Annotated in this window: 14 protein-coding genes and 1 tRNA gene; 8 read left to right on the forward strand and 7 right to left on the reverse strand. The window is 58.1% G+C overall.

Annotated elements, in window-relative coordinates; all coding sequences use genetic code 11:
* The first annotated feature begins 59 nt into the window (after positions 1 to 59).
* Positions 60 to 1,622: a helicase HerA-like domain-containing protein gene (locus DWB67_RS10505; RefSeq protein WP_119807500.1), complete on the forward strand. Its 1,563-nt coding sequence runs from the start codon at positions 60 to 62 to the stop codon at positions 1,620 to 1,622.
* A gap of 3 nt (positions 1,623 to 1,625) precedes the next feature.
* Here the strand turns inward: DWB67_RS10505 and DWB67_RS10510 are convergent, their stop codons facing one another.
* Positions 1,626 to 1,958 carry a DUF6477 family protein gene (locus tag DWB67_RS10510; protein ID WP_119807501.1) on the reverse strand — a complete coding sequence of 111 codons (333 nt, stop codon included), beginning with the start codon at positions 1,956 to 1,958 and terminating at the stop codon, positions 1,626 to 1,628.
* A 218-nt stretch (positions 1,959 to 2,176) separates the two neighbouring features.
* Between DWB67_RS10510 and DWB67_RS10515 the strand changes: the two genes are divergently transcribed.
* Complete coding sequence (locus DWB67_RS10515; RefSeq protein ID WP_119807502.1) at positions 2,177 to 3,292, forward strand: DUF6456 domain-containing protein; 1,116 nt, start codon at positions 2,177 to 2,179, stop codon at positions 3,290 to 3,292.
* A 39-nt stretch (positions 3,293 to 3,331) separates the two neighbouring features.
* Here DWB67_RS10515 and DWB67_RS10520 read toward each other — a convergent pair whose 3' ends face one another.
* A complete protein-coding gene (locus DWB67_RS10520; RefSeq protein ID WP_119807503.1) occupies positions 3,332 to 4,804 on the reverse strand; it encodes a catalase in 1,473 nt (490 codons plus the stop codon).
* A gap of 105 nt (positions 4,805 to 4,909) precedes the next feature.
* On the opposite strand from DWB67_RS10520, the gene DWB67_RS10525 reads away from it, so the two are divergent.
* Positions 4,910 to 5,821 (forward strand): hydrogen peroxide-inducible genes activator, encoded by a 912-nt coding sequence (locus tag DWB67_RS10525; protein WP_119807504.1) that lies wholly within the window; start codon positions 4,910 to 4,912, stop codon positions 5,819 to 5,821.
* Positions 5,822 to 5,858: 37 nt separating this feature from the next.
* Here DWB67_RS10525 and DWB67_RS10530 read toward each other — a convergent pair whose 3' ends face one another.
* Complete coding sequence (locus DWB67_RS10530; protein ID WP_119807545.1) at positions 5,859 to 6,407, reverse strand: peroxiredoxin; 549 nt, start codon at positions 6,405 to 6,407, stop codon at positions 5,859 to 5,861.
* A gap of 229 nt (positions 6,408 to 6,636) precedes the next feature.
* Here DWB67_RS10530 and lipA point away from each other — a divergent pair, with 229 nt between their 5' ends.
* The 4 genes from lipA to DWB67_RS10550 all read left to right on the forward strand — a co-directional run bounded on the left by lipA (position 6,637) and on the right by DWB67_RS10550 (position 9,033).
* Positions 6,637 to 7,572: a lipoyl synthase gene (gene lipA / locus DWB67_RS10535; RefSeq protein WP_119807505.1), complete on the forward strand. Its 936-nt coding sequence runs from the start codon at positions 6,637 to 6,639 to the stop codon at positions 7,570 to 7,572.
* 126 nt (positions 7,573 to 7,698) lie between these two features.
* A tRNA-Leu gene (locus DWB67_RS10540) sits at positions 7,699 to 7,782 on the forward strand.
* Positions 7,783 to 7,901: 119 nt separating this feature from the next.
* The gene (locus DWB67_RS10545; RefSeq protein WP_119807506.1) at positions 7,902 to 8,366 is read left to right on the forward strand and encodes a YqjD family protein; all 465 of its coding nucleotides are present in this window, start codon (positions 7,902 to 7,904) and stop codon (positions 8,364 to 8,366) included.
* Between the two features lie 7 nt (positions 8,367 to 8,373).
* Entirely contained in the window at positions 8,374 to 9,033 is a 660-nt protein-coding gene (locus DWB67_RS10550; RefSeq protein WP_119807507.1) for a phage holin family protein, read from the forward strand.
* Between the two features lie 37 nt (positions 9,034 to 9,070).
* On the opposite strand, the gene grxD is transcribed toward DWB67_RS10550, so the two are convergent.
* From grxD to DWB67_RS10565, 4 genes are all read right to left on the reverse strand, one after another.
* Positions 9,071 to 9,433, reverse strand: coding sequence for a Grx4 family monothiol glutaredoxin (gene grxD, locus DWB67_RS10555; RefSeq protein ID WP_119807508.1), 363 nt, complete (start codon positions 9,431 to 9,433; stop codon positions 9,071 to 9,073).
* Positions 9,434 to 9,496: 63 nt separating this feature from the next.
* Positions 9,497 to 9,739: a BolA/IbaG family iron-sulfur metabolism protein gene (locus tag DWB67_RS10560; RefSeq protein WP_119807509.1), complete on the reverse strand. Its 243-nt coding sequence runs from the start codon at positions 9,737 to 9,739 to the stop codon at positions 9,497 to 9,499.
* 120 nt (positions 9,740 to 9,859) lie between these two features.
* Positions 9,860 to 10,027, reverse strand: a complete 168-nt coding sequence (locus tag DWB67_RS18035; protein ID WP_182911551.1) for a hypothetical protein — start codon at positions 10,025 to 10,027, stop codon at positions 9,860 to 9,862.
* A gap of 106 nt (positions 10,028 to 10,133) precedes the next feature.
* Entirely contained in the window at positions 10,134 to 11,015 is an 882-nt protein-coding gene (locus tag DWB67_RS10565; protein WP_119807510.1) for a LysR substrate-binding domain-containing protein, read from the reverse strand.
* A gap of 165 nt (positions 11,016 to 11,180) precedes the next feature.
* On the opposite strand from DWB67_RS10565, the gene DWB67_RS10570 reads away from it, so the two are divergent.
* On the forward strand, positions 11,181 to 12,782 hold the full coding sequence (locus DWB67_RS10570) for a GMC family oxidoreductase (RefSeq protein WP_119807511.1): 1,602 nt from the start codon (positions 11,181 to 11,183) through the stop codon (positions 12,780 to 12,782).
* Positions 12,783 to 12,800: the final 18 nt, after the last annotated feature.

Here is a 12,800-nt window from a genome sequence, read left to right on the forward strand (position 1 = left end):
TAGTCTTTTCACCACAGACGCCGTTCGAACGGCGGGGTCAATATATCGACAAGGGGTGCGTGGTGTCAGTTCTGGATCTTGAAGAGGGCACTGCCTTTGTCGGAGGCGCTGGCAAGGATTACGCCACGCCCGAACATTTACTGCTGAAATACGCCAACCGTCACGGATTGATTGCGGGCGCGACAGGTACGGGCAAAACCGTCACGCTGCAAACCCTGGCCGAAACCCTGTCGCTGGCCGGTGTGCCGGTGTTCCTGTCCGATATCAAAGGTGATCTGTCCGGATTGTCCACTGCAGGAACCGCCCAATCCAAGCTGCATGATGCATTTGAAAAACGGGCAAGCCAGATCGGTTGCACGTTGGATTACCAGTCCTTTCCGGTGACATTCTGGGATGTCTGGGGGGAATTCGGCCATCCTGTTCGCACAACGCCTGCGGAAATGGGACCGCTGCTGTTATCGCGCCTGCTGGATCTGACACCAGCGCAGGAAGGTGTAATGAACATCGCCTTCCATGTCGCGGATGAGGACGGCCTGCCGCTGCTGGATCTAAAGGATCTTCAGACTATGTTGATCTGGGTCGGGCAGAACGCTTCGGACCTATCGCTGCGTTACGGGAATGTCAGTGCGGCCAGTGTGGGTGCGATCCAGCGCGCCCTTCTGGTTCTGGAAAACGAAGGCGGTGATCGTCTGTTCGGTGAACCCGCGTTAGAATTGTCCGACCTGATGCGGCAAGATGCCTCGGGCAAGGGGGTGATCAATATTCTGGCCGCCGAACGGCTGATGAACGCCCCCAAGCTTTACGCAACTTTCCTGCTGTGGCTGCTGTCCGAACTGTTCGAACAGCTTCCAGAAGTTGGCGACCCCGAGGTTCCCCGTATCGCGTTCTTCTTTGACGAGGCGCATCTGCTGTTCGATGACGCGCCCAAAGCCTTGATTGACAAGGTCGAACGGGTGGCACGGCTGATCCGGTCAAAGGGCGTTAGCGTCTGGTTTGTCAGCCAGAACCCGACCGATATTCCAGACAGTGTATTGGGACAGTTGGGTAATCGCGTCCAGCATGCGCTGCGATCCTTTACGGCCAAAGACCAGAAAGCACTTCGACTGGCGGCGGAAAACTATCGGCCAAATCCGGAATTCGACATTGCAGATGCCATCCAGCAGGTCGGGACGGGTGAGGCTGTGACCTCGTTCCTGATGGAAAAGGGCATGCCGGGAATTGCACAGCGCACCCTGATACGCCCGCCGTTCAGCCAGCTTGGGCCGATTGATGTCAGAATGCGGGCGGATATTCTGGCAGCTTCGGATCAGGGGGCAAAATATAACACGCCTCTGGATCGGGAATCCGCGCAGGAAATGCTGGCCAAACGCACAGCGGATGCAGCAGCTGCGGCGAAAGGGGCTGATTTAGCGGATGATGACCTGTTCGATATGTCACCCGACGACGGTTACCGCAATGCGCGTCGTTACGAGGCACCTGCACCGGCCAAAAAGCCCGCACGTAGCAGCCGGTCGGATAGCGTTCTGGAGACGTTCGGCAAAAGTCTGGCCCGTCAGTTAGGCACCCGGACCGGTCAGGCCTTGGTCCGGGGCGTGCTTGGATCCCTGCTGAAGCGACGCTAGTCGTTACAGGGCGATTGCCATAGGTGCGGGGGCAGCCTGGATGGCCACCCGCATTTCGGCCATGATGGCGATCATCAGCAGGACATGACGCTTCAAATTGTACTCTGCCAGTTGCTTCAGACGCATATCGTTCTGGATTGCTTCCTCGGCGCGCAAACGCGCCAGCGCGTGCGCTGGTGCCGGGCATCGGTCCACGCGCAGCAGCTGTGGCAGGTCACGATCCCTTTTCCATGATTTTTGCCCTTCACGGGCGGCACGGATCAAGACGACCGGACGGCGGAAGGGCTGATGGGCGGGGCGTGGGTGGAAAGCGATCACATTCGTGCCTTGGGTCATCGGTCTGGTCCTTGCTGGTTGATGCAAAACCATCATCACACAACCTGAGCCTGTGTTGCCAAATGCGTCAACGCACCGCCCGATGGCGCAATAATTCTTTAGGAATTGTTAGGGAATGTTGCGGCTATGTGCAGTAACACCCTGTTAACCACAGGGGAAAAATTACAACCAAAGGTGGTCAATTTGCGGGGCGACCTAAGGAAAACAAGGGGCCTGATATGACCATTTTGACCGGTGATTTCGCAATCCACACATCCGTCGCGGAGTACCGTTCTGAGGGGACAGTCCCCGCGGCCGATACGTCGCTTGGCGATGATGCCCGTCTTTACCTGCGCCATGTCGATCAGGGTGAAACGATCCGCGCATTGGCCCGAGAGGCCGGCTGCCATGCCTCGACCATCCTGCGTCGAATCCGCCGGTTCGAGGCGCGTCGCGATGATCCTTTGGTCGACAGCGCCTTGGCACGTAAAAATACCGAAGCCTCGGATGATCGTCAGTCGTTGCGGGTTTTGCGTCGCTTGGCGGAACCGAATTCGGTTATGGTCACTGCCGCTGGAATGGATAAGGCCATTGTTACGCGGGACGATATCAGGACCGTTGTGCTGGAACGTCAGTTGGCCGAACGCATGGCCTTGAAGGGTTGGGTCGTGCAGGCCCGCGGCGGTGGACGTGTCCAACGCTATGTGATTGCCCCTGCGGGACGCGATGCGCTGCGTAAGATGCTTCGATCACCCCGCCAGCAGAATGCGGCAATGGGGCCGGATTCATTTGCTAATGCCCATCCGGTGCAAGGCATGGCCGAAAATCCCGCGCCTTTTCACCACAGTGACATACATCGGACCTATGAAACACGCGTTTTGCAGGATCCCGAGGACGGTCGGCGCAAGAAGATGCGTGTCAATATCGCCGAAAGCCCGCTGATGGTACTGGCCCGCCGCCGCGACCAATCAGGCGAGGCGTTCCTGACGTCAGGGATGGTAGCTGCAGGCGAACGCTTGCGCGAGGATTTCGAACTGGCACAGATGGGACCGCGCGTGACCCAGAACTGGGACGGCTTTATGACCTCGGGGATTGATGTGTCGCAAAGCGGGTCAGGATTTCGCGGCGGGTCAGAGGCAGCGCGGGATCGCGTGGCGCTGGCCTTGCGCGATCTTGGACCGGGCATGGGCGATATCGTTCTGCGCGTCTGCTGTTTTCTGGAAGGGATCGAAATGACCGAGCGCCGCTTGGGCTGGTCTGCGCGTTCGGGCAAAATTGTGCTGCGTCTGGCCCTGATGCGTCTGGAACGTCACTATGCCGAACATTACAGCAAAGGATCACCACTGATAGGCTGATAAGGAAAAGGGGCGCCGTTTCGGGCGCCCCTTCCATTATTAGTCGTTCTTTTGTGCCTTTTCGGCGCGTGCGGCACGGATGCCAGCGCCATAGGCAGGGCTGATCAGGTCGAAGTGACCCAGTGCAACCTGCACGACAGCCTCATCTGCGCCGTCCATTGCGGCGGCAAGGTTCTTGTACAGACGGCCACGTTCCTCGTCGTTCAGCACTTCGTCGTGCAGCGCGCGCGGCTGGGTGTAATCGTCCATCTGCTGCTGGTGCGGATGGCGGCCAGCCTCACCCGAGATACGCAGCGGCGGTTCGGCAAAGCTGTTATCCTCGACCGCGCCACCAAAGCTGTTGGGTTCGTAATAGGCATCAACGCTGCCGGTTTTCTGGCCCATGAAGTTCATCTGGCCATCTTTATGATAGTGATGCACAGGGCATTTCGGTGCGTTCACCGGCAGATGTTCGTAATGCGTACCAAGGCGATAGCGATGCGCATCGGCATAGCTGAAGACACGCGCTTGCAGCATCTTGTCAGGCGAATAACCGATACCCGGCACCTTGTTCGACGGGCTGAATGCAGCCTGTTCGATCTGTGCGAAATAGTTATCGGCGTTGCGGTTCAGTGCGAATTCACCAACCTCGATCAGCGGGTAATCCTTATGCGACCAGACTTTGGTCAGATCGAAAGGATCGAAGGGCGTGGTTTCGGCGTCAGCCTCGGGCATGACCTGAACAAACATCTTCCAACGGGGGAAGTTGCCATCCTCGATCTTGCCGAACAGGGCTTCCTGATAACCTTCGCGCGAATGGCCGATGATTTCGGCAGCTTCGCCGTTGGTGAAGTGACGGTGACCCTGCTGGGTTTTGAAGTGGAACTTCACCCAGAAACGTTCGCCCGCCTTGTTCCAGAAGGAATAGGTGTGGCTGCCATAGCCGTTCATGAAGGTCGGGTCCTGCGGCAGACCGCGGTCCGACATCAGGATCGTCACCTGATGCAGCGATTCGGGCTGCTGGCCCCAGAAGTCCCACATGGCCGTCGCGCTGCGCAGGTTGGTGCGCGGGTGACGTTTCTGCGTGTGGATGAAATCCGGGAATTTCAGCGGGTCACGGACAAAGAAGACCGGCGTGTTGTTGCCAACCACATCCCAGTTGCCTTCGTCAGTATAGAACTTCAGCGCAAAACCACGGACATCGCGTTCATGGTCAGCTGCACCCTGTTCGCCCGCAACGGTCGAAAAGCGTGCCAGCATGTCGGTGGTCTTGCCGACTTCACCGAAGATGGATGCACAGCTATACCGGGTGATGTCATTGGTGACGGTAAAGGTACCGAATGCGCCCCAGCCTTTTGCGTGGACAACACGCTCTGGGATGCGTTCGCGGTTCTGATGGGCCAGCTTTTCAAGCAGCTGGTAATCCTGCATCAGCAGCGGGCCGCGCGGTCCGGCCGTTTCGCTGTTCTGGTTCGAGGCAACCGGCGCACCTGCGGTTGTGGTCATACGGGGGCGTTGGGTCTGGTCGTTCATTCTTTTGCGATCCTTGATATCCGGACTGGCGATGTAGCCGGAAGATGCGTGATCTGGCAGATAAAAGGAAATTGTAATTTCTGCTAGGATCAATAAGTGTAACTTATGAACATTACCCTTCGCCAAATACGTTATTTTCTGGCCTTGTCCGAGACGGGAAATTTTACCCGCGCGGCAGAAACAGCCTATGTCTCTCAGCCAGCGCTTTCAATGCAGATCCGCGCGTTGGAAGACGTCGTCGGTGCACGTCTGGTCGAACGGACAACGGGTGGCGTCGTTCTGACCCCGCAGGGCCGCGCCTTCGAATTACATGCACGGGGCGTAATGTCCGCCATGACCGAACTGGAGGCCGGATTGCGCCAACCGGGGCGGGGCGGGCGGCTGATGTTGGGAATGATTCCTACCGTCGCGCCCTATCTGCTGCCCGAAGCATTGCCCATCCTGCGTGCCCGTGACATTGGCCGCGACCTGCATCTGCGTGAAGCTCAAACCGACAAACTGCTAGAGGAGCTGACCTCGGGGCGTCTTGATGCTGTTGTGGTTGCGACCCCGCCCGATGCACCAGGTATTGCCGCAACACATCTGTTTCAGGACGGCTTTCTTCTGGCAGGCAGCGCCGCGCGGATTGATGATCTGCGCGCGCAGGCTTTAACGCCGGACGCCTTGGATCCGGGACAGCTGTTATTGCTGGACGAAGGGCATTGCCTTGGCGATCAGGCGCTGAAGGTTTGCGGATTGGGTCGGCGCAGCAGCCGGTTGGACTTGGGGGCGGCATCGCTTTCGACCCTGTGCCGTCTGGCGGCGCAGGGAATGGGGCTGACGTTCCTGCCGCAGATTGCACGCCAACAGGAAATGGCCGCAGCCCCGGGCCTAACGGCAATCCGCTTTCCGGACCCGCAACCGTCACGCCAGATCATGCTGTTGCGGCGTGCGACAACACCGGCACAGGGATGGTTCGATGATCTGGCACAGATATTACGTCAGGCTGCCAATCCGCTTCTAGACCAAAACATATAGATGCAGGGCTGCCGTGCGGTAGCCCTGCGCAAGTTCATTACGCCATTTCGCTGACGGTTTCGTTCTGCAACCACGCCAGAATTGATTCGGGGGCGGTTTCGCCATAGGGATCGTCGGCGCAATCGTCGCAACGGCCCGGTTCCTCGAACCACGCCACGATGCAGCCGTCATCAACAATGGCGGCATAGCGCCAGCTACGCGCGCCAAAGCCCAGATTGTCCTTGCGGACCAGCATCCCAACCTTATCGGTAAATTCACCCGAACCGTCTGGAAGGACCATGACATTAGTCAAGTTCTGCGATTTGGACCATTGGTTCATGACAAAGCTGTCATTGACAGACACACAATAGACGGCATCGACGCCAAAGGTTTTCAGCTGGTCATATGCCGCCTCGAATCCGGGTAGCTGATAGGTCGAACAGGTGGGCGTAAACGCACCGGGCAGGGAAAACAGGACTACGCGCTTGCCGGCAAAATATTCGCGGGTGGTCATATCCTGCCAGCGGAAAGGATTTGTGCCACCGATTGATTCGTCACGCACACGGGTATGAAAGGTAACGTCGGGCAGTTGTGATCCAGATTTCATCATGGCCTCGATTTATTGTCACGCACCACAGAAGCAGTACTTTTGGTTCCCCCCGTTCGGCCAGTTGATAACGCTGCGGTGCAGCAGGGGCAATGCTGCAAAGCAGCTTGGTGCAGGGTCATGACAGCCATGTGTCACAAACATCGTCTACGCGTTGCCAATCCGGTAAAAAGCCCGTAATTCTGGCACAACCGCGACCGAAAGGATTAAGACCTTGCGCGACCTCAGGATGCCGGACCAACGCCACCCGGAAAAGGCCCACCGCCCAGATCAGGTTCAGCCAAAGAAACCTGACTGGATACGCGTGAAGGCCCCGACTTCGGAAGGCTACAAGCAGACGCGTGATCTGCTACGTGAACACCGCTTGTCGACCGTCTGCGAAGAAGCAGGCTGCCCTAATGTCGGCGAATGTTGGAGCCAGGGACACGCGACCATGATGATCATGGGCGAAATCTGTACCCGTGGCTGTACCTTCTGCAACGTGGCCACAGGCCGCCCGCAGGATCTGGACGCCTTCGAACCGGGCCGCGTGGCGCATGCCGTGCAAAAGCTTGGCCTGAACCATGTCGTGATCACCAGTGTGGACCGCGACGATCTGGACGATGGCGGTGCAGAACATTTCGCGCAGACCATCCGCGCCATCCGGCACCGTTCGCCCGGTTCGACCATCGAGGTTCTGACGCCGGACTTTCTGAAGTCCAAGCCGGGTTCGTTGGAAATCGTGGTCGAAGCGCGCCCCGATGTGTTCAACCACAATCTGGAAACCGTGCCCGGCCTTTATCCGACGGTGCGTCCCGGCGCGCGCTATTTCCATTCGTTGCGTATTTTGCAGCGGATCAAGGAAATGGACCCGACCATGTTCACCAAATCCGGCATTATGGTCGGTCTGGGCGAGGATCGTCAGGGCGTCTTGCAGGTCATGGACGATATGCGGGCAGCCGATATCGATTTTATCACTATTGGCCAGTATCTGCAGCCGACATCGAAGCACCACCGCGTTGATCGTTTTGTGACCCCCGAAGAATTCAAGGGTTATGAAAAATCGGCTTATGGCAAAGGCTTCCTGATGGTATCGGCCACGCCCTTGACGCGGTCATCCTATCACGCCGGTGACGATTTCGCCCAATTGCGTGACGCACGGCTGGCAAAATTGGGTCGTGCCTGAATTTTTTTGAAAAATGGGGCGGGGCAGGGTGCTTTGCCTCGTTTCTCCCTCTTGCAAATCCTTTCGACTGGCAATATCCGTCTGCCAGACCCGAAAGGGTTGCGCCGGAAGAGCGCCGATTGTATCGGGGGCGTGGCGGAATGGTAGACGCGACGGATTCAAAATCCGTTTCAGCAATGAGTGCCGGTTCGAGTCCGGCCGCCCCTACCACGCTCTTTCGTTTATCCATCCAGAAACGTGCCAAAAGATATTTTCCGCCAGCGGGAACAAACCCCTATGGCGTTTGTTTGTCCAACGAAGGTGAAACAACACCGATGAAAGGACAACTCATGGCACAGACAACTTCCGCCAATGATGTGAAACGTGATGCAGATGCCGCCGCGCAAGAGGCCAAGCACGATCTGTCCGAAGGTGCACGCAAGGTTGAAAACGACCTGCGCGACACCGCCAGCAAACTGGCCGACAATTCGGGCGTAGAGCGTCTGGCGCAGCGCGGCGCGGATATCGCGAATGAAGCCGTTGAAACCGGTCGTCAATACGCCGACCGTGCGCGTGAAACCGGTCAGGAATATGCAGACCGTGCGCGTGAAACCGGTCAGGAATATGCAGACCGTGCCCGTCTGGAAGCCGAACGTCTTTACGGCGCAGGCCAGCAGAAAGCGCATGAAGCGGCTGTTTATGCAGAAGAACGCTATGACGAAGTCTCGGAAATGGTGCGCCGCAACCCTGCGCAATCCTTGGGCATTGCAGCAGGCGTCGGTTTCTTGGTCGGCCTGTTGATCGCACGTCGCTGAGGCAGGCATGTTCGATTTTGCCCGCAACGCAAAACTGGCGATCGGTGATACCGCACGCAGAGCGGCGCTGAAAGGCGCCGCCGGATTTGTCGCCGTCTTTGGCGGCGGCTTTTTGATCGCCGCGCTTTGGTCATTTCTGGCAAATAATCTGGAATGGGGGTCGACGCTTGCGTCGCTTGCTATTGGCGGCGGGTTCGTCGCGATTGCGATTATCCTAATCATTATGTCGTCCCGCACGAAGCATAAGATGCCAACCTCGGACGAGTTGAAGAAAGAGGTTGAGGCACGGGTCAGTCTGGCAACCGATGCAGCGATTCTTCGCGCGCGTTCGGAAGCTGACAAGATGGTTGCAGTGGCCGAAACCAAAGCTCACGCGTTGATGGACGAGGCAGGCTTTCGTGCGGCTAAACTGGCTGGCGACGCAGAACGTCGTGTCTTCGGCAGCGTGCGTCAGACTGCATCTTCTTTGGGAATGACGGCGCAGAATATCCAGTCAGTGCAACGGTCCACGGATCGTGTGGTCCAGCAGGCCCGTCAGAATGCCAACAGCAATGCTGGAAGTATGGCAAAGCTGGTGGGGGCTTTTGCAATAGGCATCACATTGGCGGCCAAGCTGAAAGAAGGGCGTCGTGACCACGATAACTATGATCCTGACGATTTCCTGTAAGCATTAAAAAAGGGCGCCCTATGGCGCCCTTTTTATATCAGGCATTTGCTTCGCGGATTTTATCTGCCGCTGCCTGATCATATTCAACGCCTTTTTGGGCAAACAGCTGATCCAGTTCACCCGACAGTGTCATCTCGGTGATGATGTCACAGCCACCGACGAATTCACCGTCGACATAAAGCTGCGGAATGGTCGGCCAGTCAGAGAAATCCTTGATCCCCTGACGCAGGTCCTGATCGGCCAGAACGTTCACGTCCTGAAAATTGACACCCATATAGTTCAGCACACCTGCCACGCGGCTGGAAAACCCGCACTGCGGCATCTCTTTTGTGCCTTTCATGAACAGAACCACCGGGTTCGTGGTAATGATCTCTTTGATATTCGTATTTGCGTCGCTCATCTCGGCAATCCTTATATGTACGTTGCCCGCGAAAACGGGCTGATATTCCGAAAGCAGGGGCTGTCAGGCCGGCGCTTTTGTCGTCAGCGCCAGGGCATGCAATGCGCCCGCAGGTCCATCCATTTTGCCTTTCAATGCAGCATAGACAGCGCGCTGTTGCTGGACGCGGTTCTGGCCACGAAAGCTTTCGTCGATCACCTCGGCGGAATAGTGGTTACCGTCACCAGCCAGATCCGTGATCGTGATCTTGGCCTCGGGGAATGCGGCCCGGATAAGGGCTTCGATGTCATGGGCTTCCATCGCCATCGGGTGTTCCTTCTGTCTTTCATTACAGATGTAGGGGATGCCCCGTGCCGTCGCAAGGCCATGCAGAAAGGCCGCACCCGATAGGGCGCGGCCTTAGCTGGAAATAGTGCCGGTTCCGGATCAGTTCATCGCGCTGACAGCACCGGCGGTTCCACCGACCACCGCGCCGACAGGCCCGGCAACTGCCGCACCACCGACGCCACCGGTCGCTGCGCGTTCTGTCACAGTATTACCGCAAGCCGAAAGTGCCAACACCGCAGCAGTCAGTCCCAAAGCAATATAACGCATCTTCGATCCCCTTAAAAAACAAAGCGTGTTTTATTCTGGGGAACGACGCGCAACGGGGGACGATAGTTCCGCGTGGGCATGCAGAAAACCTGCCGGATTGCGGCAATTACAGGTCCTGTTGCCGTAACCAGTCGATAAAGGTTTCGATATCGCCACGCCTTTCCAGATCATCACGTTCGACCAGATAGAAGCTTTCGCCCATTGCAATTTCCAGCGCGAAAGGAGCCACCAGTCTGCCATCATCCAGTTCGCGCCGGACAAAACTGCGGCTGATGATCGCGCAGCCATGACCGGCCCCAAGGATATGCATGGCAATCAGCGACGAATCCGCCTTCATCCATTGGACCGGACGGGGCTGCGCGAACCCGCAATGATCAAACAGCCGGTCCCAGTCGGTCTCGGACCCGACGATCTGGACGATATGCGCGGCACGAAGCAGATCAACCGAAGGCGTATTCCCAAGCGTCATTGCATAATCGGGGTGGCAAACGATGGTCGCCCCCCCGATCTGCAGGCGGTGGATCTTGTTCTCGGGCCAGTCCCCGCCGCCATAGCGGATGTCCAGATCGATGCTCGCGTCGCTCATCCGGTCGGCCCAGACGGTGGTGGACAGCTCGATCTCGATATCGGGGTGCTGGTTGCGAAAGGCGTTCAGGCGCGGGGCCAGCAACAGCGCAGCAAATGAGATCGAGGACCTTACCCGGATAATCGACTTGCGTTTGGTGCTGAACAGACCGTCGGTTGCAGTCTGCATATTCTGGAAGGATTTGCGGATCGGCAGGGCATAGGCCTGACCGACGTCTGTCAGTTCGACCCCCTTTGCCAGACGCTTGAACAGCTGCATGCCGAGATGCTGTTCCAGCAGACGTATCTGCTGGCTGACCGCCGCAGGTGTCAGGTTCAGTTCATCGGCCGCCGAGCTGAAGGAACTGTGACGCGCGGATGCCTCGAACGATCGAAGCCAGGTGACATGGGGCAATCGGCGCATGATGGTCCAGTTTGTTATCCGCCAAGTCTGGCCGGTTTACAGGGTTCGAGCAAATCTATTTGCTCAAACTCATATGGGGTCTCAGCGGTCAAAGTCGTTGTTTGCGTTTCTGGCCGCCTGCTGCCTCATTATGCAGCGAATGACAACAGCAGTGCGGGCCATAACATGCAGCAGGATCAATACGACTTTATCGTCGTCGGCGCGGGTTCGGCTGGCTGTGTTTTGGCCGACCGGCTGTCAGATAACGGCAAGTTCAGCGTCCTGGTGGTGGAGGCTGGCGGGACCGATGCCCGGATGTGGATCAAGATACCCGTCGGCTATGCGATCAATTATGCCAATCCGCACCTGAACTGGGGCTATCACACCGATGCCGATGACGGTTTATCGGGGCGCAGCAGCTATTGGCCGCGGGGGCGGGTCGTTGGTGGATCAAGCTCGATCAATGCGATGGCCTATGTCCGTGGCCAGCCGCGTGATTTCGATGATTGGGTGGCCGCTGGTGCCGATGGCTGGGGATGGGACGCCGTGCGCGATACCTATGCCGCTATGGAAACCGCGTCGGACGATCCTGCAGGCACGGGCCCTGTCTGGGTGCAGGATCTGTCAGACCAGATGAACCCGTTTTCGGCGCATTTCATCAAGGCGGCCCCGCAAGCGGGCTATCAGGTTGTGGATGACATGAACCGCATAGGGGCCGAGGGCGTCGGCTATTACCGCAGCAATGTCAGGCGCGGTCGCCGCTGGTCTGCGGCCGATGCATTTTTGCGCCCTGCAATGAAGCGGTCGAACCTGCGGCTGGTCACCCATGCCCATGTCACCCGACTGGAGTTTTCGGGTGCCAAGGTCGACGGGCTGACCTATCTGCATCGCGGCAAAAGCCGTCGCGTGACCGCACGCCACGAGGTGATCCTCAGCGCGGGCGCCATCAATTCGCCACAGCTGTTGCAACTGTCGGGGATTGGCCCCGCGCAACTGCTGCAATCGCATGGTATTCAGGTGCGCCATGATCTGCCGCAGGTCGGGCAGAACCTTCAGGACCATCTGGCGATCACCCATCAGTTCAGGGCCACAAAAGACACGCTGAACGCCATTCTGGGCAACCGCATGGGGCGGCTTCTGGCCGGAATGCGCTATGTCCTGACGCGGCGCGGTCCCTTGGCGGTGCCGGTCAATCAGGTCGGCGGTTTCGTGCGTTCGGGGCCGGATGTAGCATCCCCCGATGTGCAGCTGTTCTGCAACCCTGCGTCATATGAAATTACCCCCGAAGGCAAGGTCGCCATGGACTGGACAGGCGGTTATCTGATGTCGGCGCAAACCTGTCGTCCGACCAGCCGTGGGTCGGTGCGGATACGGTCCGCCAATCACCGCGACACGCCCTCGATCAACGCCAATTCCCTCGCCACCCCCGAGGATCGCCACGCCGCCATTCGCGGAAGCCGTTTGATCCGTGACCTGTCCCTGACGCCCGAACTGCAATCGGTCACTCTTGGACCCAAGGATGCCAGCTTTACAACAATGGACGACGCGGCCCTGTTGCAGGATTTCCGCGACCGCGCCTCGACCGTCTATCACCCGACCTGCACTTGCCGGATGGGACATGATGCGCGCGATTCCGTGGTTGATGCACGGCTGCGGGTCCACAGGGTTGCGGGCCTGCGGGTCGTCGATGCATCGGCTTTTCCCAATATCACCTCGGGCAATACCAACGCGCCTACGATGATGCTGGCCATGCGTGCCGCCGATATGATCCTGCAGGATGCAGGCTGATCACATTCCCACCAAGGA

It is taken from the genome of Paracoccus sp. JM45 (genome assembly GCF_003590715.1).
Lineage (GTDB): Bacteria > Pseudomonadota > Alphaproteobacteria > Rhodobacterales > Rhodobacteraceae > Paracoccus.